Annotated in this window: 31 protein-coding genes; 29 read left to right on the top strand and 2 right to left on the bottom strand. The window is 47.2% G+C overall.

Annotated elements, in window-relative coordinates; genetic code table 11:
• Positions 1 to 4 precede the first annotated feature (4 nt).
• From tgt to dtd, 14 genes are all read left to right on the top strand, one after another.
• Positions 5 to 1,126: a tRNA guanosine(34) transglycosylase Tgt gene (gene tgt, locus CTH_RS11985; RefSeq protein ID WP_078665359.1), complete on the top strand. Its 1,122-nt coding sequence runs from the start codon at positions 5 to 7 to the stop codon at positions 1,124 to 1,126.
• Between the two features lie 53 nt (positions 1,127 to 1,179).
• Positions 1,180 to 1,455: a preprotein translocase subunit YajC gene (yajC, locus tag CTH_RS11980; protein WP_242946678.1), complete on the top strand. Its 276-nt coding sequence runs from the start codon at positions 1,180 to 1,182 to the stop codon at positions 1,453 to 1,455.
• Positions 1,456 to 1,637: 182 nt separating this feature from the next.
• Positions 1,638 to 1,970: a hypothetical protein gene (locus tag CTH_RS11975; protein ID WP_078665358.1), complete on the top strand. Its 333-nt coding sequence runs from the start codon at positions 1,638 to 1,640 to the stop codon at positions 1,968 to 1,970.
• Positions 1,930 to 2,358 carry a type II toxin-antitoxin system PemK/MazF family toxin gene (locus CTH_RS11970; RefSeq protein WP_078665357.1) on the top strand — a complete coding sequence of 143 codons (429 nt, stop codon included), beginning with the start codon at positions 1,930 to 1,932 and terminating at the stop codon, positions 2,356 to 2,358. The genes CTH_RS11975 and CTH_RS11970 overlap by 41 nt, the downstream gene beginning before the upstream one ends.
• 112 nt (positions 2,359 to 2,470) lie before the next feature.
• Positions 2,471 to 3,178 carry a PP2C family protein-serine/threonine phosphatase gene (locus CTH_RS11965; protein ID WP_200803475.1) on the top strand — a complete coding sequence of 236 codons (708 nt, stop codon included), beginning with the start codon at positions 2,471 to 2,473 and terminating at the stop codon, positions 3,176 to 3,178.
• 22 nt (positions 3,179 to 3,200) lie between these two features.
• Positions 3,201 to 3,563: a hypothetical protein gene (locus CTH_RS11960; RefSeq protein WP_078665356.1), complete on the top strand. Its 363-nt coding sequence runs from the start codon at positions 3,201 to 3,203 to the stop codon at positions 3,561 to 3,563.
• Entirely contained in the window at positions 3,553 to 4,215 is a 663-nt protein-coding gene (locus CTH_RS11955; RefSeq protein WP_078665355.1) for an HD domain-containing protein, read from the top strand. The genes CTH_RS11960 and CTH_RS11955 overlap by 11 nt, the downstream gene beginning before the upstream one ends.
• A 73-nt stretch (positions 4,216 to 4,288) precedes the next feature.
• Entirely contained in the window at positions 4,289 to 5,494 is a 1,206-nt protein-coding gene (gene secD, locus CTH_RS11950; RefSeq protein ID WP_079933440.1) for a protein translocase subunit SecD, read from the top strand.
• Between the two features lie 19 nt (positions 5,495 to 5,513).
• Positions 5,514 to 6,368 carry a protein translocase subunit SecF gene (gene secF, locus CTH_RS11945; RefSeq protein ID WP_242946679.1) on the top strand — a complete coding sequence of 285 codons (855 nt, stop codon included), beginning with the start codon at positions 5,514 to 5,516 and terminating at the stop codon, positions 6,366 to 6,368.
• Between the two features lie 109 nt (positions 6,369 to 6,477).
• A complete protein-coding gene (locus CTH_RS11940) occupies positions 6,478 to 7,407 on the top strand; it encodes a cation diffusion facilitator family transporter (protein WP_078665352.1) in 930 nt (309 codons plus the stop codon).
• An 18-nt stretch (positions 7,408 to 7,425) separates the two neighbouring features.
• Positions 7,426 to 9,837 (top strand): single-stranded-DNA-specific exonuclease RecJ, encoded by a 2,412-nt coding sequence (recJ, locus tag CTH_RS11935; protein ID WP_107754062.1) that lies wholly within the window; start codon positions 7,426 to 7,428, stop codon positions 9,835 to 9,837.
• Positions 9,834 to 10,346, top strand: a complete 513-nt coding sequence (locus CTH_RS11930) for an adenine phosphoribosyltransferase (protein ID WP_078665350.1) — start codon at positions 9,834 to 9,836, stop codon at positions 10,344 to 10,346. The genes recJ and CTH_RS11930 overlap by 4 nt, the downstream gene beginning before the upstream one ends.
• A 36-nt stretch (positions 10,347 to 10,382) precedes the next feature.
• A complete protein-coding gene (locus CTH_RS11925; protein ID WP_078665349.1) occupies positions 10,383 to 12,581 on the top strand; it encodes a RelA/SpoT family protein in 2,199 nt (732 codons plus the stop codon).
• Positions 12,582 to 12,592: 11 nt separating this feature from the next.
• Positions 12,593 to 13,042 (top strand): D-aminoacyl-tRNA deacylase, encoded by a 450-nt coding sequence (gene dtd / locus CTH_RS11920; protein WP_107754060.1) that lies wholly within the window; start codon positions 12,593 to 12,595, stop codon positions 13,040 to 13,042.
• A 39-nt stretch (positions 13,043 to 13,081) separates the two neighbouring features.
• On the opposite strand, the gene CTH_RS14560 is transcribed toward dtd, so the two are convergent.
• Entirely contained in the window at positions 13,082 to 13,333 is a 252-nt protein-coding gene (locus tag CTH_RS14560; RefSeq protein WP_159071950.1) for a double zinc ribbon domain-containing protein, read from the bottom strand.
• A gap of 189 nt (positions 13,334 to 13,522) precedes the next feature.
• Here CTH_RS14560 and CTH_RS11910 point away from each other — a divergent pair, with 189 nt between their 5' ends.
• Positions 13,523 to 14,674: a ParM/StbA family protein gene (locus CTH_RS11910; RefSeq protein ID WP_078665346.1), complete on the top strand. Its 1,152-nt coding sequence runs from the start codon at positions 13,523 to 13,525 to the stop codon at positions 14,672 to 14,674.
• Between the two features lie 58 nt (positions 14,675 to 14,732).
• On the opposite strand, the gene CTH_RS11905 is transcribed toward CTH_RS11910, so the two are convergent.
• The gene (locus CTH_RS11905; protein WP_159073889.1) at positions 14,733 to 16,325 is read right to left on the bottom strand and encodes a multicopper oxidase family protein; all 1,593 of its coding nucleotides are present in this window, start codon (positions 16,323 to 16,325) and stop codon (positions 14,733 to 14,735) included.
• A 185-nt stretch (positions 16,326 to 16,510) separates the two neighbouring features.
• Here CTH_RS11905 and CTH_RS11900 point away from each other — a divergent pair, with 185 nt between their 5' ends.
• The 14 genes from CTH_RS11900 to CTH_RS11835 all read left to right on the top strand — a co-directional run bounded on the left by CTH_RS11900 (position 16,511) and on the right by CTH_RS11835 (position 25,155).
• Entirely contained in the window at positions 16,511 to 17,212 is a 702-nt protein-coding gene (locus CTH_RS11900) for a response regulator transcription factor (RefSeq protein WP_174183001.1), read from the top strand.
• 11 nt (positions 17,213 to 17,223) lie between these two features.
• Complete coding sequence (locus CTH_RS11895; RefSeq protein WP_159073888.1) at positions 17,224 to 18,603, top strand: sensor histidine kinase; 1,380 nt, start codon at positions 17,224 to 17,226, stop codon at positions 18,601 to 18,603.
• A gap of 20 nt (positions 18,604 to 18,623) precedes the next feature.
• Positions 18,624 to 19,466, top strand: a complete 843-nt coding sequence (locus CTH_RS11890; RefSeq protein WP_107754054.1) for a hypothetical protein — start codon at positions 18,624 to 18,626, stop codon at positions 19,464 to 19,466.
• Positions 19,466 to 19,813, top strand: coding sequence for a hypothetical protein (locus CTH_RS11885; protein WP_079907821.1), 348 nt, complete (start codon positions 19,466 to 19,468; stop codon positions 19,811 to 19,813). Before CTH_RS11890 ends, CTH_RS11885 begins: the two co-directional genes overlap by 1 nt.
• Positions 19,800 to 20,261 (top strand): hypothetical protein, encoded by a 462-nt coding sequence (locus CTH_RS11880; protein WP_078665341.1) that lies wholly within the window; start codon positions 19,800 to 19,802, stop codon positions 20,259 to 20,261. The genes CTH_RS11885 and CTH_RS11880 overlap by 14 nt, the downstream gene beginning before the upstream one ends.
• Before the next feature lies 1 nt (position 20,262).
• Positions 20,263 to 20,562 carry a hypothetical protein gene (locus tag CTH_RS11875; RefSeq protein WP_078665340.1) on the top strand — a complete coding sequence of 100 codons (300 nt, stop codon included), beginning with the start codon at positions 20,263 to 20,265 and terminating at the stop codon, positions 20,560 to 20,562.
• The gene (locus CTH_RS11870; RefSeq protein WP_078665339.1) at positions 20,555 to 20,887 is read left to right on the top strand and encodes a hypothetical protein; all 333 of its coding nucleotides are present in this window, start codon (positions 20,555 to 20,557) and stop codon (positions 20,885 to 20,887) included. Before CTH_RS11875 ends, CTH_RS11870 begins: the two co-directional genes overlap by 8 nt.
• 13 nt (positions 20,888 to 20,900) lie before the next feature.
• Positions 20,901 to 21,314 carry a hypothetical protein gene (locus tag CTH_RS11865; protein ID WP_078665338.1) on the top strand — a complete coding sequence of 138 codons (414 nt, stop codon included), beginning with the start codon at positions 20,901 to 20,903 and terminating at the stop codon, positions 21,312 to 21,314.
• Positions 21,315 to 21,514: 200 nt separating this feature from the next.
• Positions 21,515 to 22,024 carry a zinc ribbon domain-containing protein gene (locus CTH_RS11860; protein ID WP_078665337.1) on the top strand — a complete coding sequence of 170 codons (510 nt, stop codon included), beginning with the start codon at positions 21,515 to 21,517 and terminating at the stop codon, positions 22,022 to 22,024.
• 175 nt (positions 22,025 to 22,199) lie between these two features.
• Positions 22,200 to 22,595 carry a hypothetical protein gene (locus CTH_RS11855; protein ID WP_107754052.1) on the top strand — a complete coding sequence of 132 codons (396 nt, stop codon included), beginning with the start codon at positions 22,200 to 22,202 and terminating at the stop codon, positions 22,593 to 22,595.
• A gap of 34 nt (positions 22,596 to 22,629) precedes the next feature.
• Entirely contained in the window at positions 22,630 to 23,247 is a 618-nt protein-coding gene (locus CTH_RS11850; RefSeq protein ID WP_078665335.1) for a zinc ribbon domain-containing protein, read from the top strand.
• A 77-nt stretch (positions 23,248 to 23,324) separates the two neighbouring features.
• Positions 23,325 to 23,942: an MBL fold metallo-hydrolase gene (locus tag CTH_RS11845; protein WP_107754050.1), complete on the top strand. Its 618-nt coding sequence runs from the start codon at positions 23,325 to 23,327 to the stop codon at positions 23,940 to 23,942.
• A 17-nt stretch (positions 23,943 to 23,959) separates the two neighbouring features.
• A complete protein-coding gene (locus CTH_RS14555) occupies positions 23,960 to 24,070 on the top strand; it encodes an RCKP-type rubredoxin-like domain-containing protein (protein ID WP_078665333.1) in 111 nt (36 codons plus the stop codon).
• 62 nt (positions 24,071 to 24,132) lie between these two features.
• Positions 24,133 to 25,155 carry a uroporphyrinogen decarboxylase/cobalamine-independent methonine synthase family protein gene (locus tag CTH_RS11835; protein ID WP_242952047.1) on the top strand — a complete coding sequence of 341 codons (1,023 nt, stop codon included), beginning with the start codon at positions 24,133 to 24,135 and terminating at the stop codon, positions 25,153 to 25,155.
• Positions 25,156 to 25,281 lie beyond the last annotated feature (126 nt).

The following is a 25,281-nucleotide window of genomic DNA, read 5'->3' as shown; positions in this document are numbered from 1 at the left end:
ACATATGCCGGTACGTTATGAACTGATCAAGGAATGCAAGGAGACCAAAGCCCGGGTCGGACGCCTGCACACCCCCCATGGGGTAATTGATACCCCGGTTTTCATGCCGGTAGGCACTCAGGCAACTGTCAAAACCATGACGCCCGAGGAGCTCAAGGAAATTGGGGCCCAGATCATTCTAGCCAACACCTACCATCTCTATCTGCGCCCCGGCCACGAGTTAATTAAAGAAGCCGGGGGATTACACCGGTTTATGCACTGGGACCGCCCGATTCTGACCGACAGCGGGGGTTTTCAGGTTTTCAGTTTAGGACCTTTGCGTAATATAACAGAAGAGGGGGTGACTTTTAAAAGCCATCTGGATGGCAGTAGCCATTTTCTGAGCCCGGAAAAGGTGATGGAAATTGAAATGGCCCTGGGTTCCACCATTGCCATGGCCTTTGATGAATGCGCTCCTTATCCCAGCAGTTATGAATATGCCAGGGCAGCGATGGAGCGCACTACCCGCTGGGCCAAACGCTGTAAAGCCGCTCATCATAAAGAAGATCAGGCCCTGTTTGGGATAGTTCAGGGGGTTACCTATCGGGATTTGCGGGAACAAAGTGCGGCGGAGATTGTGGAAATTGATTTTCCCGGCTATGCCATTGGCGGATTATCGGTAGGAGAGCCTAAACCCTTGATGTATGAGGTGCTGGACTATACAGTACCCCTGTTGCCCAAGGACAAGCCCCGCTATCTGATGGGAGTAGGCTCACCCGATTGCTTACTGGAAGGGGTGGCCCTGGGAGTAGACATGTTTGATTGCGTATTGCCCACCCGAATTGCCAGAAATGGTACTTGCCTGACCAGTCGAGGCAAAGTGGTGATTCGCAATGCCGCCTATGCCCGGGATTTTTCACCCCTGGACCCTGAATGTGATTGCTATACTTGCCGCAATTACAGCCGGGCCTATTTGCGCCACCTCTTTAAGGCAGAAGAGGTTCTGGCCTTGCGGCTGGCCACCATTCATAACCTCTATTTCCTCCTGCGGCTGATGGAGGGAATCCGGCAGGCCATTCTGGAAGACAGGTTTGTGGAATTTAAACGCCAGTTTATGGCTAAATATGAAGGCGACCAGGAGGAATAACCGCAAGTGTAGCGAATTATATTGGACAACATGAAAAAAGGGAGGTAAAGTCATTGAATCAGGCTCAATTGATGAATATTGGTTCCCTGGTGCTGTTTTTTGTGCTTTTCTATTTTCTTTTAATCCGTCCCCAGCAAAAACAGGCCAAACAGAAGAAACAGCTGCTGGAAAGTTTGCAACCAAAGGATAAAGTGGTAACCATTGGTGGTATTTGTGGTACCATTATGCGGGTCAAGGAAAAAACCGTCATGCTGAAAGTGGCGGATAAAGTGGAGATTGAAATTCTCAAAAGCGCCATTGCCTATAAAGAAGGGGAAGAAAAGGAATAAAATGGAGAAACCCGGTTTCACTCGGAGCCGGGTTTTTGTTTTTGGTCTAACAAAAAATTTTAAAAAATTAGCAGGAAAATTCAGTCAAGCGTCTAATAATAAAAACAAGAGATTTTCAAAGAAATATTACGAAATCGGTAGATATTTTCATTAAACGACAAAATTCAAGGGGGATGAGAGAAGTGACTAAATATGACGAAGTGATGAACTGGTTTAAAGGCGGGTTTCGACGTCTGTTGACCTGGTTTCAGCCGGTTACCGGTCCTGGCGGCCAATACTGGACAGCAGAACGCGGGCGTAGACTGGTTTTAAAACACCCCCCTTCCAAGCGGTATTATATTCGGCATTCAAAATCCTGGCTGATCTGGCAGAGCTGGTGTTCAGGTACTGGGCTGTGGTTGAAGAAACTGGGCTTGTGGGAAGCTCTGGACCGGGAGGCTAGCAGAGCCTGGGATCTGTGGCTGGAAAGGAGGAATGGTAGTATTGGTAAGGCTGGAAGAAGTTTTCCAACCTAGACGCGGTGATGTGTTTCAGTTACCGCTAGGGGTTGAACAGACATTACCCCGGGGTTGTCATAGGGTGGTGGTGATTCAAGGGGAAATCGCCAATAAGTTCAGTCCCACCATCACTGTTATTCCTTTAAGTGCTAACAGTCGCCTGAAAAATATACTTTTTTCCGCTCCTATCACCCCTGGTGGTCAAAATGGGCTCAACAAAGAATGTGTTGCTCTTTGCTTGCAGATACGCACCCTCAGTCGACGACATTTTACACCAGCTAATTTTATTGGCAGCCTCAGTGAGGAGGATATGGCCAAAATTGATACTATTCTCGCCTTTACATTAGGGCTGAATCAAAAGGGAAAAACGGAAAAAATGCAAAAAACAGCGGAGTTCGGGGGATAAAAATAATATCCCCCTTTTTTTTCTGGTATTTTCGGGCTTATTGCAGACAGGATTTTCTATTATAATCACGAATAACATAAGGGACAATCACTCACAATGGAGGGGAAGGCTAGTGCTGGAAGTTCGCATAGCGGTGCGCAAGCGGCCCAAATATGCGTCCCGGGAAAGCGGGGATAGTGTGGAAGTTGTCGAACGGGCCAAAGGTGGGCTATCGGTGATCATGGCTGATGGGCAGGGGAGTGGCTGGGCAGCCAAAGGTACCAGCAATCTGGTGGTGACCAAAGCCGTTACCCTCCTGTCCGAAGGAGTACGAGATGGCGCGGTGGCCCGGGCGGTTCATGACTTTTTATATGCGGTTAAACATGGTCGGGTTTCAGCGGAACTGACCTTAATTTCAGCAGATTTGCAAACCCGTTCTTTGCTGGTTTCCCGTAACAGCCATTGTCCGGTAGTGATCAGCGGCCCCGATGGAGGGCGGATTCTGGGCAGGGATGTCGCTCCCATTGGAGTACAGCGGACCATGAAACCGGAAATAACCGAGCTGCCGCTGGTAGCCGGGTTGATTGTACTGGCCTTCACTGATGGGGTGTGGGAGGCAGGCAAGCGTACCGGCCAGGGCTGGGATGGTGAGGATTTTCTTCATTTTTTACGGGGTTATGAGCCTGTTGATGCTTCTTTAATTGCCGAACATTTGCTTACCCAGATGGAAGAACTGGATCAGGGCCGGCCGGCCGATGATATGTCAGTAGTGGTATTGACTGTAGGGGAAGTTCCTGAAAAAGAATGGCGCACCCTGGATTTGTCCTTCCCCGTCCGATAGTGCCAGTAAGGAGGCGATAGGTATGGGAAAAGAGCGGCTGATCGTGGTGGCCGGGCCCTGTGGGGCAGGCAAGTCCACACTGGTACAGGGTCTGAAAGCCCGGGGCTATCATGCCCATACCGTAGCGCAGGAACATTCTATTAGCCCCACTATGTGGCAACTGACCAAGCCGGATGTGCTGATCTATCTTGATGCATCTCTGGCTGTCATAAAACAGCGACGCCAGGTAGCCTGGGGTGAAGAAAGGCTGAAAGAGCAAAAGCACCGGCTGAGACATGCCCGGGAAAACTGTGACCTGTACATAAATACCGATGCTATGACAGAGGAACAGGTTCTGGCAGTAGCATTGAGCTTTTTGGAGGAGGGGCAACAGCGTGACAGTTAAGCTGGAAGATGTAAAAAAACATCCACTTGTCGATGCTTTTATTCGTAAAGGCAATGAGCACCTGGGTGTGCTGGGTTTTACTGAACATGGCTACCGGCATGTCCATCTGGTTTCGGCTATTGCCAGAAATATACTGGAACGTTTGGGATATGAGGAGCGCCTTTGTGAGCTGGCAGCTATCGCCGGCTATATTCATGATATTGGCAATGTAGTCAATCGCCATTACCATGCTGAACTGGCAGCTACTCTGGCTCTGCCCATTTTGCGGGAACTGGGTATGGAACCGGAGGAAATCGCTCTGGTGATTGCCGCTATCGGGAACCATGATGAACAACGAGGAATACCGGTTAATCCGGTGGCAGCGGCTGTTATCCTGGCGGACAAATCCGATGTGCACCGCAGCCGGGTACGCAATCAGGATTTTGCCACTTTTGATATCCATGACCGGGTAAACTATGCGGTAGAACACTCCTTTTTACGAGTAAATGCAGAAAACAAGACGATCAGTCTGGAATTGACCATTGATACTGAAATCTGTCCAGTTCTGGAATATTTCGAGATTTTCCTCACCCGCATGGTTTTATGTCGCCGTGCCGCCGATTTTCTCAAATGCCAGTTTGAGTTGATTATCAATGGGGTGAAATTGCTGTAGAGAATTGACACTTTGTGCCATCAAGGACTATAATGGACAGGGAAACTTAGAATGAGGAGGATTATGAGCTAGCATGCGCAAGAAAAGCCTGATTACACTGGTAGTAACAGTCCTGCTGTTAAGTGCGGTCATGGCCGGCAGCTTTGGACTGATTACTAAGTACATCAACCTGGGTTTGGATTTGCAGGGTGGCGTCCATGTGGTGCTACAGGCTAAGGCTACCAAGGAAACTGCTGTGACTCAGGATGCTATTGCCCGGACGATTGAGGTTTTACACCGGCGGGTCAATGAAACCGGGGTCAGGGAACCGGTAATCCAGCCAGAAGGTCGGGACCGGATTATCGTAGAATTGGCCGGTTTAAAGGATCCGGAAGAAGCCATTCGCCTGATCGGTAAAACTGCTGTTTTACGCTTTAAAACTGCTGACGGGAAAACAGTTTTGACAGGAGAAGACCTGAAAACTGCGCAAACAGGGATTGACCCCTATACTAACCAGCCCGAAATCAGCTTAACCTTTACTTCTGAGGGAGCCAGGAAATTTGCTGAGATTACTACCAAAAATGTGGGCAAGCCCATTGCCATCTATCTGGACGAGCAGTTGCTGACCAATCCGGTCGTAAAGGAGCCCATTACCAATGGGCAGGCCCGCATTACCGGTAATCGTACTGTGGAAGAAGCTGAGAATATTGCCAAACTCCTGCGGGCCGGAGCGCTGCCACTGGATCTGGAATTTGTCGAAAAACGGGTAGTAGGGCCCACTCTGGGGGCGGATTCTCTCAATAAATCCATACTGGCCGGGGAAATTGGCCTGGTGGCTATTCTGGTCTTTATGATTCTGTTCTATCGTCTACCGGGGCTGGTGGCGGATTTTGCCCTGGTGGTCTATGCCTTCCTGGTATTAGGATTGCTGGCAGCTCTCAATGCTACCCTGACTCTGCCGGGTATTGCCGGTTTCCTCCTTTCGCTGGGTATGGCGGTGGATACCAATATTATCATTTATGAACGCATTAAGGAGGAACTGCGGGCGGGCAAAACCGTCCGGACGGCCATTGAGGCCGGATTTAATCGGGCCTTTACCACCGTTCTGGATGCCAATGTTACTACTTTGATTGCTGCTGCTGTCCTCTATTTCCTGGGCACAGCTTCCATTCGCGGGTTTGCGGTCACCCTGGCCCTGGGGATTGTGGCCAGTATGTTTACCGCTATTTCTTTCACCCGCTGGATGTTGCGGCTGATTGCCGATGCCGGAGTTAAGAACAGCAAACTATTCGGGGCTTAGGAGGTGCAGTAGTGTGCGCGTGCATTTTGTCAAAACTCGCCTGGTCTGGTATATCATTTCATTGCTGATTATCGTTCCAGGTCTGGTATCCCTGGTCTGGCAGGGATTGAATCTGGGGATAGATTTTACCGGCGGGACTTTGCTGGAACTGGAATACAAGCAAGTGCCGGCCATTGAACAGGTTAGGGCAGCTCTGAAGGAAAAAGGCCTGGGCAATGCCGGGATTCAGGCTGCCGAAGGGAATCGGATTCTGATTCGGACAGTAGCTTTAGCGGAAAAGGATAGAGATGAGGTGCTAAAGGCTATCAGGGAAAAGACCGGTGACTTTAACCTGCGCCGGGAAGACAAGGTAGGGCCGGTGATCGGTAAGGAATTGCTGCGCAATGCCCTGCTGGCCCTGGGGATTGCGATTGTATTGATGATCATTTATATCAGCTGGCGCTTTGAATTCTGGTCTGGACTCAGTGCCATTGCTGCCCTGCTTCATGATGTGCTGGTGGTAATTGGGGTATTTTCCCTGTTACAGCTGGAAGTGGATAGTGCCTTTGTAGCAGCGATTTTGACTATCATCGGTTACAGTATAAATGATACTATTGTCATTTTTGACCGAATTCGGGAAAATCTTTTGAAACGCCGCAAGGATCAGGAAGTAGAGGATGTAATCAATTCCAGTATTTATCAGACCTTTGGCCGGACCATCAATACCGTTCTGACTGTGGTATTCGTGCTGGTGGCTTTGCTGGTCTTTGGCGGGGAAACCATATACAATTTCGTTCTGGCCATGTTGATTGGGGTTTTAAGTGGGACATACTCCTCCATCTGTACGGCCAGCCCCCTCTGGTTTGATCTGCGCCGCTATGCTAAAAAAGCATAGCTTGCATAAGAGGGTTGAAAGCATGTAAAATAATAGTGAGCCTATATGGCTGCGGGCCTGGTACAGCGGGCACCCGCGGCTTTTATTTTGCAATATCGGAGGGGATATTATGGCCGGTGGAGCCGGATTAGCCAAATTACAGGCTGCCCGACTTTCGGTTTTGTCCAATAGTTTGCTGGTGCTGGCAAAACTGGCAGTTGGACTTTGGATGGGATCGGTAGCCGTTATTTCAGAAGCCATTCACAGTGGTTTGGACCTGGCGGCAGCTGGGATTGCCTACTTTTCCATTAAAAAAGCCAATAAACCCCCGGATGAACAGCATCCCTATGGACATGGCAAGCTGGAAAATGTCTCCGGGACTATTGAAGCGGTCCTGATTTTTGCCGCTGCTCTGTATATAATCTATGAAGCTGTACTCCGGCTGTTCCGGGGGGGTGAGGTGGAAAAGCTGGGGCTGGGAGCGCTGGTTATGGCCTTTTCGGCAGGAGTAAACTGGCTGATATCAGCCCATTTATTCAAGGTGGCGCGGGAGACCGATTCCGTTGCCCTGGCAGCGGATGCCTGGCATCTGCGTACTGATGTTTATACTTCCGCCGGGGTGTTGCTCGGTCTGGGGCTGATGGCTGTAACGGGTTGGGCCTGGCTGGATGCTGTGGTCGCGATTATCGTCGCCCTGCTGATTTTGAAAGCGGCCTGGGATCTGACTAAAGAAGCCTTTGTGGATATTATTGATACGCGCTTACCGGAAGAGGAGGAGCACAAAATCATTGAGATTCTGGAAAAACACCGGGACTATTACCTGGAGTACCACCAGCTGCGCAGCCGCAAAGCTGGCTCAGAGCGGTTTGTGGATTTGCATCTGGTAGTGCCTCAGAGCTGGTCTATTAGCCGGGTGCATGAAATTACCGACCATCTGGAACAGCGGATTCAGGAGGTATTGCCCAATACCCATGCCGTTATCCATGTGGAGCCCTGTACCCACGGCTCTACCCGCTGTTTTGATTGTGATGACTGTGAGCTGGAAGGGAGACAAGATTGAGATAAAGGTGGGGAGAGTGTGCATAAACGCTGGCGTCTTGCCCGGCCCGATCCTGACCGGGCCCGAATTCTGGCTCAGCAGCTGGGGATCTCCCCTTTGCTGGCCGGAATCCTGCTGAACCGGGGCATAACTGATCTAACCTCAGCTCACCTGTTCTTGCGTGGGAGTATTGCCGATCTGGGCAATCCGCTGGAATTACCTGATCTGGAAAAGGCCCTGGAGATTTTGCAACAGGCTTTACAGAGACAGGAGAAAATCACCATTTACGGTGACTATGATGCCGACGGTGTAACAGCAACCGCTTTGCTCTATCTGGCCTTAAAGCCTCTGGCCGGGGAGAGGGTAGACTACTATTTGCCCAACCGGTTTACGGAAGGATATGGGTTGAATCTGGCAGCGGTGGAACAGCTGGCGCAAAAGGGCACCAGGCTGCTGATCACAGTGGACTGCGGGATAGCCTCTTTCCAGGAGGTAGTACGGGCCAGGGAACTGGGAATGAAAGTGATCGTTACCGATCACCATGAATTACAGGGGGAGCTACCGCCAGCAGAAGCGGTGGTCAATCCCAAACGACCGGATAATCATTATCCCTGGCCGGATTTATGCGGTGCGGGGATTGCTTTCAAACTAGCACAGGCCTTGCTGGGGGAAAAGGCTCTGGCCTTGCTGGATTTGGCCGCTATCGGTACTGTAGCTGATCTGGTTCCTTTGCACGGAGAGAATCGGTTGCTGGTAAAAGCCGGTCTGGAACGCATGCGTCACTCGCCCCGGCCGGGGTTGGTGGCTCTCTGCCAGGTGGCAGGGATTGAGCCAGTGGGACTTACAGCTCAACAGCTGGCCTTTCAGATTGGGCCGCGGCTCAATGCAGCCGGGCGCCTTAGTTCGGCGGAGATGGCGGTGCGTTTATTGATAACAGAAAAGGTAAGTGAAGCGCTGGAAATGGCCAGTCTGCTGGACCGGACCAACCGGGAACGGCAGCAGATTGAAAACCAGATTGTCCAGGCTGCCTGCCGCCTGGTAGAAGAGGAGGGTTGCCTGGCCAGGGACAGGGTACTGGTGCTGGCTCAAACGGACTGGCATCATGGAGTACTGGGAATAGCTGCCTCCCGGCTGGTGGAAAGATATTATCGCCCCACACTGTTACTGGGATTAGAGGGAGATGAAGCCAAAGGCTCGGGGCGCAGCATTCCCGGATTTAACCTGTTTTCAGCTTTGAGCCAGTGCCGGGATTTGCTGACAAAATTTGGCGGACACCCGATGGCTGCTGGTCTAAGCCTGAACCGGAATCAGATCCCCCGCTTGCGGGAACAGCTGAATGAACTGGCCAATACCTGGCTAACGGAAATGGACCTGGTGCCTGACTTGCTTGTTGAAGGGGAAGTGGCCTGGGGACAGGTGACGGAGGAGCTGGTACAGGAACTGGCTCAGTTAGAACCCTATGGCTATGGTAACCCTATCCCGGTCCTGGCTTTGCGCAAAGGGCGAGTACTGGAGGTCCGGGCCATCGGGCGAGAAGGCAGTCATCTGCGTTTGTGGTTAGAAGGGCCAGGCGCAAAGCGACAACAGGCAGTAGCCTGGCAACTGGGCCATATGGTAAGGGAAATTGCCGCTGGCAGTGGCTGCCTGGACATTGCTTTTGTGCCTGATATAAATGAATGGAATGGGCAGCGGCTGGTCCAGGCCCAGGTTAAGGATCTGAAAAATAGCTGGCGGGGAGACAACCCCTATCAAAGCTCTCCCTTCTGGCAGCCGGTGCTTCCTTCATTAGGAGGACAGGGGAACTGGCAGGTGAATGACCAGCGTCAGTGTGCCGATCGGCCAGCCTTTTTGGCTAACTTGCCGGAGGGGAGGGGGCCCTGGCTGGTGTATGTTACTGACCCGGCGAAAGGGGAGTTTTTGCAGCAGTTGCTTCGGAATCGCTCCCTGGAAGATATCGGTTTTGTGTCCCGGCCGGACCAGCGATTACAGGGAAAGGATTGGGCTGGTGTACTCTTTTATGATCCGCCTGCTACGCCGGAATTGGCTCTCTGGTTGGCCAGTCTGGTCCCGGGGCGGCCGCTCTGGCTCCTTTATGGCACCAGGGAGCTGGAGGAACTGAGCAGACTGGCAGAGGAACACTGGCCTGACCGGGAACGACTGGCCAATTACTACCGGGAGACGCCGGAATTTTATTCTGATCTGGCTCCTGCACCTGGCTGGCAAATGGCCTGGCGGATTTTTGCCGAACTGGACCTGGTGGAGTTACGGCGCGAGGGCCTGTACTGGCAGCTGCGCAAAAAACCCCTGCCTGCCCGCAAAAAAGATCTGACTGCATCGCCTTTGTATCTTGAGTGTCAACAGCGGCGACAGGAGCTGGATTGCTGGTTGCAAAAACTGAGGTCCTGGCATTATAATGATTTTGAAAACTGGCTGAAGGAGGCACTAAAGTGAATTTTAAAGATAAAATTCGCATCATTCCTGATTTCCCTAAACCGGGTATTCGTTTTAAGGACATTACTACTCTGCTCAGAGATGGACAGGCCCTAAGGGCTGCGGTTCAGGAAATCGCCAACCGTTTCCGGGATGAAAAAATCGATCTGGTAGTAGGCCCGGAGGCCCGCGGCTTTGTTATCGGCACCCCGGTAGCCTATGAACTGGGCTGTGGATTCGTTCCTTTACGTAAACCCGGCAAATTGCCGGCTGAAACTGCGAAAATGGAATACGGGCTGGAATATGGTAAAGATGCCCTGGAAATCCATCTGGATGCCATTCAGCCAGGTCAAAGAATTTTACTGGTTGATGACCTGCTGGCCACCGGTGGTACTACCCGGGCAGCGGTGGAACTGGTGGAAAAACTGGGAGGGCAGGTAGTAGGGCTGGCCTTCCTGATTGAACTTACTTATCTGGAAGGGCGCAAACAACTGGGGGATAAAGAGGTTTTTTCCCTGGTCCAGTACTAAATGCAGAGTAACTGCCAGGAAAGGAGGGGATGGGAGATGGCGGATAAAACCAAATGCTGGCAGGACCTGGTGCGGAAAATCCGCAATTTTAACCCCCAGGCCGATTTGAGTCTGGTGGAAAAGGCTTATCAAAAAGCGGCGGCAGCCCATGCTGGCCAGGTACGACAGTCAGGGGAACCCTACATTTCCCATCCCCTGGCAGTAGCCTATATCCTGGCCCAGCTTGAATTGGATCTGGTAACCATTGCGGCTGCTTTATTGCATGATGTGGTAGAAGACACCGAGGTGACCCTGGAGGAGATCCGGCAGGAATTCGGGGATGAAGTGGCTTTGCTGGTAGATGGAGTGACCAAGCTGAGCCGGATTGAGTACCGCTCCAAGGAAGAGCAACAGGCGGAAAACTGGCGCAAAATGTTGCTGGCTATGGCCAGAGACATTCGGGTAATTCTGATTAAGCTGGCTGACCGCCTTCACAATATGCGCACTCTCAAGTTTCAATCACCCCGCAAGCAAAAGGAAATCGCTGCCGAAACCCTGGATATTTATGCTCCCCTGGCCAACCGCCTGGGGATTTTCCGCATCAAATGGGAACTGGAGGACCTTTCTCTTCGCTACCTGGAACCGGAGATGTACTACGAACTGGTGGAGCGGATAGCCAAAAAGCGGACTGAACGGGAAGCCCTGATCAATCAGGTAATAAAGGAATTGTCGGAACGACTGGCGGCAGTGGGGATTGGGGCTGAAATTTCCGGGCGGCCCAAGCATTTTTATTCGATCTACAAGAAAATGTGGCAACAACAGAAGGATCTGTCGGAAATCTATGACCTGATTGCTGTGCGGGTAATTGTGGATAATGTCAAGGACTGTTATGGCACCCTGGGGATTGTCCATACCCTCTGGACGCCGGTGCCGGGCCGTTTCAAAGACTATATTGCCATGCCCAAGCAGAATATGTACCAGTCCTTGCATACCACAGTGATTGGGCCCAATGGCGAACCCCTGGAAGTGCAAATTCGCACCTGGGAAATGCACCGTACTGCCGAATACGGGATTGCGGCCCACTGGCGTTATAAGGAGGGTATCAAGGAACCGGGAGAACTGGATGAGAAACTGACCTGGCTGCGGCAGATTCTGGAGTGGCAACGGGAGCTGGGGGATGCCAAGGAGTTTATTGAAAACCTTAAAATTGACCTTTTTGATGAATCGGTTTTTGTTTTTACTCCCAAAGGGGATGTAATAGAACTGCCCGCCGGTTCGGTACCCATTGATTTTGCTTATCGCATTCATACCGATGTGGGGCATCGCTGTGTAGGGGCCAAGGTCAATGGCAAGATTGTTCCCCTGGATTATAAGTTAAAAAACGGGGATATTGTGGAAATTATTACCAGCAGGCAGGCAGCTCCCAGCCGGGACTGGTTGCAGCTGGTGCAGACTCCCCAGGCCAAAAACCGGATCAAACAATGGTTTAAGCGGGAGAAAAGGGAAGAGAATATTCTGCGCGGCCGGGAGCTGCTGGAAAAAGAGGCCCGCAAAGCGGGGCTGGAACTGGAGGATATTAAACAGGAGAGATTACAGGAGATTTGCCGCAAGTTTACCGTCAGCTCGCCAGAGGATTTGCTGGCTGCGGTTGGGGATGGCACTTTTACGGCTGTCCAGGTTTTGAACAAAATCAAGGAACTCAAGGAGGAGCGGGAAAAAGCCCAGCGCCCCAAAACCGCGGCCAGTGAACTGCAGGAGGCCCAGGATGTGGTGAAGCCCTGGAAAGGGGGAGGCCGGGCCAACCAGGGCATCATGGTATGGGGAATGGACAACCTGCTGGTGCGCCTGGCCCGCTGCTGTAGCCCTGTACCCGGCGACCCTATCGTAGGCTATGTGACCCGGGGTAAAGGGGTATCGGTTCATCGGGCTGACTGTCATAATGTGGTTAATTTTCAGGAGACGGAAAAAGAACGAATTATTGAAGTTACCTGGGAACAGGGATATACTGATAATTACCAGGTCAAACTGGAAATAGCAGCCATGGATCGGGCCGGACTGTTGTCTGATGTGATGGCTGTACTGTCTGATCTAAAGATTTCGGCCAATTCCGTTTCAGCCCGCAGCCTGCGCAATAACCAGGCAGCCATTGAGCTGGTCCTGGAGGTCAAGGGGCTGGAACAGCTAAATTATATCATCAATCGCATTCGCAAGGTGCGGGATGTTTATGAGATTCGGCGGACCGCACCAGGGGCATAGGAGGAAGAGGGATGAGGGCAGTAGTGCAACGGGCCCGTTACGGTCGGGTAACAGTAGCCGGTCAAGTTATAGGGGAAATCGGACCTGGTTTGGTGGTGTTATTAGGAGTAGGGCAGGACGATGGGGAGGAAGATGCCCGCTATCTGGCAGAGAAAATTGCCCATCTCCGCATTTTTCCCGACCAGGAGGGTAAACTCAACCTGTCGGTAAAGGATAGCGGTGGAGAGGTATTGCTGGTGTCCCAGTTCACCCTTTATGGCGACTGCCGCAAAGGACGGCGGCCCAGTTTTACTGAAGCGGCGCCACCGGAACAGGCTCTGGCCCTTTATGAGCGGGTAAGGGCCTTGCTGGAAGAACATGGGATAAAAGTGGCGACTGGCCAATTCCAGGCCGAAATGCTGGTAGAGCTGGCCAATGACGGCCCGGTGACCATGTTGCTGGACAGTAAACGCATATTTTAAAAAAGCAGATAGGAAATGCCGGCAAATTTTTTGCCGGCATTATTTCGTGGCTACAGTGGATTCCAATATTGCTCGGAGCCAGGCATTAGCTTCTGCGTTTATTGTGGCAGTCGTGCGGTTTCCCTTGATATTGGCGCGACAAAAAGGACAATACTGCCAGCGCAGTTTTACTTTTTTTAGACAATGCGGGCAGCGGGTAAGTACTGGCTGATGTTTACAAAAAGGGCAGTAGTTCCATTCTTCTCTGACAGGCTTCCCGCATTTTTCACATGTATCAATTGAACCAGCCAAAACGATTCACCTCTGAAAAAAATATTCTAATGTTATCATAAAATACAAAGCAAGTAAATGTCAAAAGCGAAACCAATCGATTTATCAGAATAAATGTCGAATAATGGGAAATAAACCAGAATATATTGATAGGTTTACTTGGATTAGGTATAATTACCTTAGCTAAACTAAACTTGAGGGGTGGAAGCGATGAAGGATTATTTAACCGTGGGTGCAGATTTGGGTAATGATGCATTTAAAATTATCGGGCCTACAAAAAGGGAATTTTGTATATTAAATATATCGGCTCCCTGGCATGCCAGAAGAGTTGTAAATGATGATACTCGTAACCCGTTAAACCTCCTGGAAGTAGAAATCTTGAGCTCCGGGCAAAATCTGGGCAGATATTTCGTCGGAAAAATGGCCTATAATTTTAACAGAGGTATCATAAAAGAGAGGACTGTTGCTGACCGGCATAAGGGCAAGGCCAAAGATTTGCAAACTAGAATTGTCCTCTTGACTGCGATTGCAGTTTCGCTGCTGAAACCCAACTGTAAGCAGATAAAAGAAGAAATAATTCTCGGCACAATGCTACCAACCGAGGAATATTTTGCTAATCAACAGGATAATATTAATATTTTGCGTAATTCCTTGCTTGGAACTCATAAAGTTAAATTCTTAAATCCGATATTTAATGGAGTGGAAGTGGAATTTGATATATTGGAAGTGGATATTCAGCCCGAAGGTCTCTGTGCTTTAAATGCACTGATGTATGATGAAGAAGGAGAAATTATACAGCAAGTGGCAAGCCGTTTTGGGGAAAAGATGATTTTGGGGCTAGATATCGGCTCATTAACCTCTGACGTAACTGTGCTGGACAATCTGGAACCGCGTACTTTTTTTGGGATTGACCGTGGGACCATTGATCCCGCAAACCGAATTTTAGACTACATAAAAACTGAATATAAAGTGAGTATACCAAGGCATAAAGTAGATAGTGTTATTATTGGTGACGGAAATTTACTATGTTATGGCAAAGAAATACCTGAATTCAATCAGATATGTCGGCAGTACATAGAACAGGAAGGTAGACAATTGATAGAAGAGTTTATTTCCAAGGCGACAGCTGCAGGCATCCAGTTGCCGGATATTTCCGGACTAATTTTATATGGTGGTGGTTCGCTGTTATATAAAGATATTATCAAGGAATTATTGGAGCCCGTGCCTTTGCTATTTGCCGAAAACCCCATTATGCTTAATGCTTTAGGTGCCTGGAAGAATGCCAGAATACTGAGTAAACGTTTTGTTAAGAATTCCGATAGTGTAGAAAAAGAAGAATTTAGTCTACTGTCTTTGAGGTAATTAAAGATAATTACGCCCTCAACCTGTACCGAAAGAAGGGGTTGAGGGCTTTTGTTTTTTATTCTTTAACTTTTAGATTGAGCATCATGCCGAGATCTTCATGTTCGAGATTATGGCAATGAAACAGGTAAACCTGATCTCCGGTGAAATCATGGGTGAAGTCGATGGCTATCCTTACTGTTTCCCCTGGCCAAATTAAAACCGTATCTTTCCAACCCAGGTCCATAGCGGTTCGACCACTTTGGTCAATAGCAAGGTCCTGTACTTGTTTCGGGCTATTCAAACGCTGCAGAACTTGAAACATAAAACCATGCAAATGCATCGGATGAGGCATGCTTTTTTTATCATTAGCAATTTCCCATATTTCTTTGCTGTGTTTCTTAACAATTACAGGAAACTGCGATATATTAAAAGTTTGACCATTAATTTGCCACTGTTTACCTATAAATGATAACCTGAATTTTCTGGTCAATGAATCCTTAATATTAATTGGTTTTAGGCTAGATAAGTTTTGGGGAATTTTAAACGTTTTTTCTGTTTCCCGGTTGATGACAATTTTGAGTATATTAATTTCTTCTCCTGCTTTTAATGAATCATGTTGCATACCCATATTATCCATGTTTTCTGCATCTTCATTGTCCATAGGGTCGAAGGCCAGGCTTTTAAAAAACAATTCCTCACCGGTATTGAATGAGGTGAAATCAACCAGTATGTCAGCTCTTTCCCCTGGAGAGATAAAAAATTTATTAATTTTGTATGGTTTATCAAGAAGACCACCATCAGTTCCTATTAAGTAGATAGGGATAAAATCCCTTCGCTGTTCACTATGCAACGATAAACAATAGATTCTGGCATTAGAACCATTTAATATCCTGAAACGATAAAATTTTTTGGCTACTTTGAGGAGCGGATTTAAAGTTAAGTTTACCAGAACCTTGTTTCCATGAAAACCCATTATTTTTTCCATATCATCAGGGTTATATAGTATGTTACCTGCTTGGTCAAAACGCTTATCCTGGATTACCAGAGGTATGTCGTTTTTTCCCAGTTCCAATTCCAGAGATTGACGCAGCTGCAGTTCCTCTTCATCTTCAACCAGTAGAATTCCCGCTAATCCTTTATATGCCTGTTTTGCAGTAAGGTTTTCTGGATGAGGGTGATACCAGTATGTACCACCACGATTTTTCACTTTAAATTTATACTCATACCTTTCACCAGGTTTAATAGCATAAGCAGGATGACCATCCATTTTATCTTCCACCATTAAACCATGCCAGTGAATTATAGTATCTTCGGATAGACCGTTCTCCAGGGTGACCCTGAGTTCCTGGCCTTTTTGCACCAATATTGTTGGGTTAATTAGAGTTTTTTCCTGGTGTTTTATTTTATATACATTTAATAAAGATTCTTTCTCATTGACGATTTTTAATTTCGCTGTACCTGCTTCTATTTTAAAAGTTTCAGAATCGGGTTTAAAAAGAGCTAGAGGTCCAGCGGTGTCAGGAACAATCAAAGGGGTGACAAAACTTTTCGGTGTTTTGGTTGAGTGAATGGTACAGCCTTCAAGGATAGCTCCGATTCCTCCTGTGAGCAAAGAAAATCCTGCAAAGCCGGAATATCTTAAAAAATCGCGCCTGTTTATCCTGTGCATAGCATTACCTCCTTTTGACATCATTTTACATGTCGAATGTGGAGATTCTGTGTAGAGAAAGTGACTTAGTTCGCAAATTTTTCACGGTTTTTACATAAAATCTACACAAATTTGTTGTTGAATATTATCGTAGAAAGAAATTAGCTACACTAAAATAATTGAAACTACGACAGGAGGTGATAAATTTGGCGTTTCCCAAGAAAATCCTGGTAGTAGATGACGAGAAAAAAATTGTTGAGGTTATTACCTCTTACCTGCAAAAAGGAGGTTATAAGGTAGATTGTGCCTTTGATGGGAGCCAGGCGTTGAAGAGGTTTCAATTATTTAATCCCGACTTGATTATTTTGGATTTAATGTTGCCTGATATCAGTGGTGAAAAAGTTTGTATGGAGATAAGAAAGAAATCCGGGGTTCCCATTATTATGCTAACTGCTAAAAGTCAGGTAGAATCCAGAATCAATGGCTTGGAATTAGGGGCAGACGATTATATTGTCAAACCTTTCAGCCCCCAGGAATTAATGGCCCGGGTGAGAGCAATATTAAGAAGGACAGATGACTCTGAGCAGATAAAGTCAGATAAATTGACTTTTGCCAATGGCTATTTAGAAATTGATACAATTACCCATGAAGTTAAAGTGGAGGGGAAACATATAAATTTAACTCCCAGTGAATACAAGATTTTGATAACCATGTGTAAAAACCCGCAACGGGTTTTTAGCCGGGATGAATTGGTAATCAGGGTTTTCGGTTATGATTACACCGGTAATGAACGTGCTATTGATACTCATATCAAAAATCTTCGACAGAAAATTGAAAAGGACAGCAAACACCCTCAGTTTATTTTAACAGTGCATGGCTTTGGTTATAAATTCGGAGGAGGAGGCTGATAATTCTGCGTTTGCGCTGGTTGATGCTGTTAACCCATGGTGCATTGGCGGTAGTGACAATTTTTCTGGTTACCCTTGCCACGCACATGCTGATCAACGAGCATTTTTTAAATTATATCCATGAACTGCAGAGTGAGGAACATCTTAAAATTGTAAAAGAATTTACCGAATTTTACAGGGATGGTAAATGGAATCGGGAGCAAATCAGCAAATCAGGTCAGGAAATGTTGGCGAAAGGTTATTTAATAACTCTAACAGATAGCCAGGGTCAGACCCTGTGGTCACCGCAACAGATTGATCCACAAACATACCGGCAGACGCTGGAACAGATCCAGGCACGGGCAGGGGTATATTTTAAAACTGTCAAGCCTTCGTTGATTACTAAAGAATATCCGCTTAAAAGCCCGGATAATTTGTCCATTGGGAAATTAACAATTAGTTATTATGATACTTATTTTTTAAATGAACATGACATCCTTTTCTTAAATTCATTGAATAAATCGTTGCTAGTAATAGCTGGAATTTCTTTTTTGATGGTTTTATTGTTCAGTACCCGAATTTCTGAAACAATGGGCCGTCAATTAGGGGCAATAGTAGAAGCGGCTAAAGAGATAGCGTCAAGACGGCAAAGTTTTCGCGATAAATTGATCGATACTAAAATCAGTGAAATAAAAGAATTGGCCTATGCAATAAAACAACTGGAAGAGGATTTGCGAGAACAGGAGGAAAGCAATAAGCGATTAACTGCAGATATAGCCCATGAGCTGCGAACACCTTTAGCAACCTTGCAAAGTCATCTAGAGGCTTTAATAGAGGGGATTTGGGAGCCAACCAGAGAACGGTTAATCAGCTGTCATGAGGAAATTTTAAGAATGACCAGTCTGGTAAATGATCTGGAAAAACTTAATAAATACGATACCGGACAGATAGAACTCAATAAAGTTAAGTTTGATTTGTCAAGTTTGGTAAATAACATTATAACTAATTTTCAACGGGATTTCTATAAAAAAAAGATTGCCCTGACTTTCAGCGGGCAGCCGTGTGAAATCATTGCTGACCGGGAAAAAATTGGGCAAGTTGTTGTTAACTTATTAACCAATAGTTTGAAATATACTCCGGAAGGTGGTGAGGTTTTTATTAATGTGTTTCAACGGGGCGGCTTGAGCCACATCGTTGTAAATGACAACGGTATAGGTATTGCTAAAAAGGATCTACCCTATATTTTTGACCGTTTATATCGAGCAGATGCTTCCCGCGCTCGTTCTACCGGAGGTGCCGGTATCGGTTTGGCTATTGTCAAGGCTATTGTAGAGGCTCATCAAGGGAAAATACAGGTTACCAGTGAGGTGGGGAAGGGGACAGAAGTTATTGTAACCATACCCAATAAATAAAAACAAAGGAGGAAAAAAGAATGAGGGTATTAAAGTGGATTTTGGGGTCGTTAATTGTTGTTTTGGTAGTAATTGTCGCAGTGGGAGGAGCTTTAGTAGGGTTCAATCACGGTAATTCCAATGGGCATAATGCAGCGCAGCAACAGAACCAGGACCAGATGCAAGAACAGATACCGAAAGAAAAGCCAAAAGATGCCAGCGAACAAACCCCCAAGATTATTGTTAAGGAAATCGCCGCTCCGGAAGATACTTTGAAAAAAATGGAGGAAGCAAATTCAATTATTAAACAGGGAGCAGAGTTGATTTTAGGTGGGCAAATGTATGATAGCCAGCCACAGGCGGGAGATTTGCCCGGGGAGAAGAATGGGGGACAGACGAAAAAAAGTGATGGGGTTGATATGGAGAAAATCCATACCGGTATTTACAAGATGGCCCAGGGGTTAACTTTGCTGGATATAGCGCAAAAAGCAATGGCTCAGGATATAAACCAAACCCGGCAAGCCGGAGTAAATTACTACCTGGTTCAACCGCAACAGCCTCAATCCTATTACTATCCAGTATATCCTTATCCGGTCCAACCTTATCAGAACTATGTGCCATATCAATATCCCGGTACCCAGCCCAATATCCAGCCCAATACCCAACCCAATACCCAATCTAACAATCAGATGGCCAGCGGACATCAGAACGCCAGCCATACAGGAGGATTGGGTGGTTTAGCTAACTTACTCAACGTCAATTCAGTAGTATACGTAATTTATGGAATCTTGTTCTTATCTCTGTTCGGTATTTTTGCTTCCCTGGTCGGGTTTATTAACAGCCTGCTTAAGCCCCAGGCGCAGGCAGGAAAGAGTGATGTCTGATGCTAAGTGAACTGAAAAATAATGAGCTCATAAGGGTCTTGCTGGTACTGGTACTAGGATTAATCTTTTTTGATTTACTCTTTTCCCTGCTCTTCGGTCCCAATCAGATGATGGTCAAATATACAGGGATAATTAACGTTGTTATCCAGTTATTAATGCTTGTTCTGGTAGGAATGTTTATTTACGGGTTTTACAGTTTGCTGAAAGAACAGGCTGGACCGCTGTGGCAACAATTAGTTAGGCAGGTGGACAGCAGGAGGGTGTGTCTAAATTGTGGGCAGAAATTGGGGAACCACTGGAATTGTTGTCCCTATTGTGGGAGTGAGGCGGCAAGTGAAAGAAATTAAGCTTGATTTTCTCCTGCACTGGTTGTATGCAGTTGTCTTCGGTTTATTGCTGATTAGCGGCCTGGTGTTGATGGGGGCTAAAACTGGCTGGTTGATGGATTATCAACTGGCCTGGGCCGATTATTTACACCGGACTCTGGCCGCAGTATTTATACTGCTGACTCTAGTCGCCGTTTTCATTGAGGTAACCAAGTTATCAGGTCATTATCAGGGAAGTACTGCCTGGCTGGTGGTAAAAAAATCAGGGATGGGTATTTTCGTACTGGTATCAACATTACTTTTTGCCTTCAGCGGAATTTTGATTTGGGTTTGTGAAGGTTTTTCTCATGTTACTCTTGCTTTTGCAGTAGTAATCCATGATCTTTTAACCCTTATTTCAGTGCCGGTAATAATTTGGCACATATACGATAAGGCCCACGGTTTACCGCTGGAACTGGGGGAAGGATAAAATGTTAAAAAAAAGCTGGTATAAATTATTAGCTTGGTTTAGTGCTACTTTTTATTTTTTTGTCATGACCGGAGTGATTATATCCCTTTTTAGTCCAGGACCGACGGAGGAACAAACGATGAGGTGGATGCATGGCATGATGAGTGCCATGCATAACTCTCTCATGGGCTGGGCTTTAGAAAATCATGGTTTTGTCAGTGCCTTGTTGACCAAAACCGGAGCTCTGGTATTCCCGGCGATTTTTGCCGGAGCCTTTATTGGGGCCATCCTCAAGATGAGGAGGGTGCGAAAGAATGGATAAAAAATCGAGTTTTTGGATTCTGGTGATTTTATTTGGCTTTCTAACTTTGGCCGGTTTGTTTGCTAACCGGCAAAACCTGTCGGAACAGATGACCGGTATGGGACTGAGTATGGGAGGGATGATGAAAGTCCATCATGCCGGGCAAATCACGCCAGCTATTTTACTAAGGCAGGGAGCAGAAGACCACGGTATGGGGAATTTATCCGGACACCATCTATTAACATCATTGCTGGAAGGGATGGCTTTTTTGACTACTGTGGCAATATTTTTGCTTGTACCTATTTTAGCCGGTGGAGTGGTCTTGTTGTTAGTACTTTGGTTTTAGCGGGGTGAAGGATATGTATAACCTGGCTCAGGTGGGAAATCTATATGTTTATTTAATGATAGTGGTAATGGTAATTGGTCTGGGGTTGCTGGCATTGAAGGCAATTGACCGGACGCTGGTCTGGGCTGAACCAGAAACTGGAAAAAGAACAGGTCGTTCTAAAGGGCAACAGCCACAATGGTTACGGCTTGCCTATATTTCAGCTGCGTTTTTGTTTTTGAGCGTATTTTCGTTAGGAGTATTACAAACTCTTGGAGCAGGACAGGAGAATCATAATCATGGCAACAGTAGTAATTTTTCGCCCGTAATGCAACCGGTTAATTATGGCGCTATTATTGCGAATATGGATTGGCAGTTGGAAGTTATGGAGAATCAGCTTAATCAGATGGAAAAAATTTTTTTCGCAGATTTTTCCCATTCTCCATAAAAACTCCATAACGTTGTTTTAGGATTAAACTAGAGCAAGAGAAGAAAGGAGGTAATGGTATGAACAACAAGGGAATGATTGCTGCAATTGTAGTCGTTTCCCTGGCGATCATAGGCGCAATTGGATATTTCATTCATCATTTGACTACAGGACAAATGTAAAGAACTGCTGACTTTTCTACAGAAAGGCAGGTGACAGGGATGGGTAAGCCACAAGAAAACAACACCAACTGGAAAAATGTAGTAATTGTGTTGGGTGGGGTACTTTTATTATGGTTGATTTTTTCCCAGATATCTTCAACTCCAGGAACGTATAGGGAATATTTACCAGGAACAGCGGCTACAGGTGTAGCTATAGGAGGATTATTATTTGGTTTGATCAATTTAACAATCAAAATTTTATGGATACTGGTTCTGGTAGGGGTCCTGGCAGGATTGTACGAATGGGGTAAACAGTATTTGGCCGAGTTTAATACTGTCGATTTCAGTCTGCTTGTGGACAAAATGAAGGGGAATCAATTGGTATGCCCCAAATGCGGAGAACGCTTAACGGAAGAATTTCGTTTTTGCCCCCGGTGTAAAGAAAGTTTGAAAAAAGACTGTTTCCAGTGTGGTAAGGAATTATTGGCCGAATGGGAATATTGTCCCAGCTGCGGCCAGGCAATAGAAAACAACAAAGAGGGGGGGAAGAACAATGAACAAGTGGTTTAAATTAGCCTTGTTTTCCTTCATTGCGATAATCATCTTAAACCTTATCCTTGATCTGTTTTTTGGCCCTTGGGGTTTCATTAATCAAGGCGGGCATATGAATTATATGCCGTATGGTCGACCAATGCATAACTATTACCAGATGCCAATGCACTAGAGAAAGGAGGTGTTGGAGAATATGGATAACAGGTGGCTTAGATTGGCGGTAGTCTCCCTGGCAGGTCTGGTTTTCAGTATTCTGGGCTTAAATCTAATCCAGGCCATATCAGGTGGTGACAGTAGCGCCCATGGCGGTTCGGCAATGGTACACGGGCAACAGGGAGCTGCGGTTGTTCAGTACCAGGGTCAGGCATTTGAAGGTTATCCCAATCACAATTATATGGGGAATATGCCACAGCACTTCCAGATGAACCAGGGGCAAGCAGAATATTACAATAATATGTTACCTGCTATGTACTACAACATGCAAATGATGAGAATGCAGATGCAGCAAATGCGGCAGACGCTACATCAATTACACGAGCAAATGAAAGCCAATATGAATAGTGGTATGTCCAACATGCCTATGATGTAAGTCAAATAGAAGTAAGTAAAAGGAGGAATGGACGATGATGATGATGGGCGGAATGGGCGGTTCTGGTGGCTCTATGAACAACATGGGAATGGATATGGATATGATGGGTTCTATGTCCCAAGGACAAATGCCAATGGACCAAATGGCAATGGGGCCAATGCCGATGGCTCAAATGCCAATGGGGCCAATGCCAATGGATCAAATGGCGACGGGACAAATGCCCATGGGGCACATGCCGGTATACGGGCAGTTCAACATTTCCGGCAGTGTGGGACATATGCCTTATGACCCAAGTGTTATGACTGGCATGGCCAATCACATGCAGACCAACGCATCAGGTTTTGGTTTGCAAAACGGGGATTTTACCGGATTGCTGACAGGGATTTTCAATTTTGCCATATACCTATTTGCCATTTTATTGATTGTTGGATTAGTAGTGGGACTGGTAGTCTTTTTGAAAAAGTATCTCACCGAGGGAGATAACAAGAGTGTATTCTTTAAAAACAATCAGGCCCGGGCTTATTGTGTAAAATGCGGAAAGGGCTTGAATGCTGACTGGCAGCACTGTCCTGCCTGCGGAACTACTGTAAACAGGGTACAAACTGTAAATGAAGCCCCAAATACCCCTAATGCTGAACCACAAACTGTGTAATAATGGACAAGGCCGCTGAATTTTGAAAGCGGCCTTGTTTTTTGTTATGATTAATAAAGAAGGAGGGTGAAAAGGAAATGATTTTTACCTGGTTTCCCGTGGGTATGTTGGGAGCCAACTTTTATCTGCTCGGCGATAAGGAAAGCCGGGAAGCGCTGGTTGTGGATCCAGGTGGGGATGTCCCCCGGATTCTGCAGGAACTGAACAAACAGGGGTTGAAGCTGAAATATATCGTTAATACCCATGGGCATTACGACCATGTGGCTGGCAATGACCAGTTAAGGGAAGCTACAGGAGCCGAGGTGCTAATCCACAGCCTGGATGCGGAAATGCTGACCAGCAGCCGCGGGAATCTATCCTTGCTGATGGGGTTTAATCTGGCCCTCAAACCAGCCGACCGGACCCTGGCAGAGGGGGATATCCTTCGCCTGGGGGAAATTGAGTTGAAAGTTCTGCATACGCCGGGCCATACCCCGGGAGGCATTTGTTTACAAGGGGCTGGTTTTGTGATCGTCGGCGATACCCTTTTTGCCGGCAGTATCGGCCGCACCGATTTTCCCGGCGGCAGTTATACCCAGCTGCTGCAGTCCATCCGCAACCGTTTACTGACCCTGCCCGATGAGACAGAGGTATATTGCGGGCATGGGCCTCAGACTACCATTGGGGAAGAAAAGGTCAGCAACCCTTTTCTCTAAGAAGGAGGTGAGCGAAGATGGCCGTATTCCAGTGCACCCAGTGCGGTTATGAAAAGGAAGGGCGCTGTAAGCCGAAAAAGTGTCCCCAGTGCGAGGGCAAAGACACCTTTGTCAAAAAGGAACAGTAATGTGATGTAAAACACAGGACCACTCCCTGCTATCTGCTATAATGATGGTGGGGGTGGTTTTTGTGTTGAAGGGAGATTTAGCGACAACGGCAATGGGCATTATGCCCCACACCGACATTGAACAAGCTCTGGATCTGGCTTTGTCCCTGGATATTCCGTTCTGGCCGCAATTGCCTAAAGTGAGTTACTATGAGGATATGTATGTACAGATTACCGAGCATTTTCCCGGCATCAGCATTGACGAGCAGAACCAGAGGGTAAATTTCAGTCTGCCAGCTTTTTATAATGAACTGGAGAATTATCTTTTGTTGACAGAAGATGAAAATAACTTTACTTTGACAGAAAAATATTCTGTGGTTTACCGCCGTTTTCTGGCCCGGGATTTAAAGTCTTACCAGGCTATTCGGGGCCAGGCTATTGGCCCGGTCAGCATGGGCTTGAAAATCACTGATGAGGAGCGTAAGCCCATCATCTATCATCCAGAAGTGCGGGAGCTCTTATTCGATTTCGTGGCCCGCAAAGTGAATGTCCAGTACCGGGAACTGACGGCCAAAAATCCCAATGCTTTTGTCTGGCTGGATGAGCCGGGGTTGGAGATAATCTTCGGTTCCTTTTCCGGCTATACCAGTGAGAGGGCGAGGGAGGATTACGCCCGTTTTCTCACCATGCTGGAGGGGCCGAAAGGAGTGCATCTCTGTGGCAACCCGGACTGGGCCTTTCTGCTGCGGGAGATTGAGCTGGATATTTTATCCCTGGATGCCCTGGGCTGTGGCCGCATTTTCTCCCGCTATACCGGGGAAATCAAGGCCTTTCTGGAACGGGGCGGAATTATTGCCTGGGGAATTATTCCTACCCTGACTGCTGAACAGGAGCAATATGCCCTGCCTTATTTGCTCGGCAAACTGGAGGAATACTGGGATTATCTGGCCCAGCACGGTGTAGACCGGGAGCTGCTAGTAAAACAGGCCTGGCTGGCTCCGGCTCGCTGTTGTTTGATCAATGCTGATGGGGATGCCACCGTGACCAGGGCCTTTCGGTTGTTAAAGGAACTGGCCAAGAAATTGAAGGAAAAGTATACAGTATAAATTTGTTTAAACTGTTGTCAACAATAACAACCTGTTGTATTATAGCATTGTAAAATTCAGTACGACGAAGTACTCCAAGGCGATGGGGCTTTTCAGAAGGTGGGATTCTGAAAAGCCTTTTTTGCA

The organism is Carboxydocella thermautotrophica, from assembly GCA_003054495.1.
Lineage (GTDB): Bacteria > Bacillota.
The sequence above is the reverse complement of the archived record's forward strand: the minus strand, read 5'-3'. Positions and strand labels throughout refer to the sequence as shown.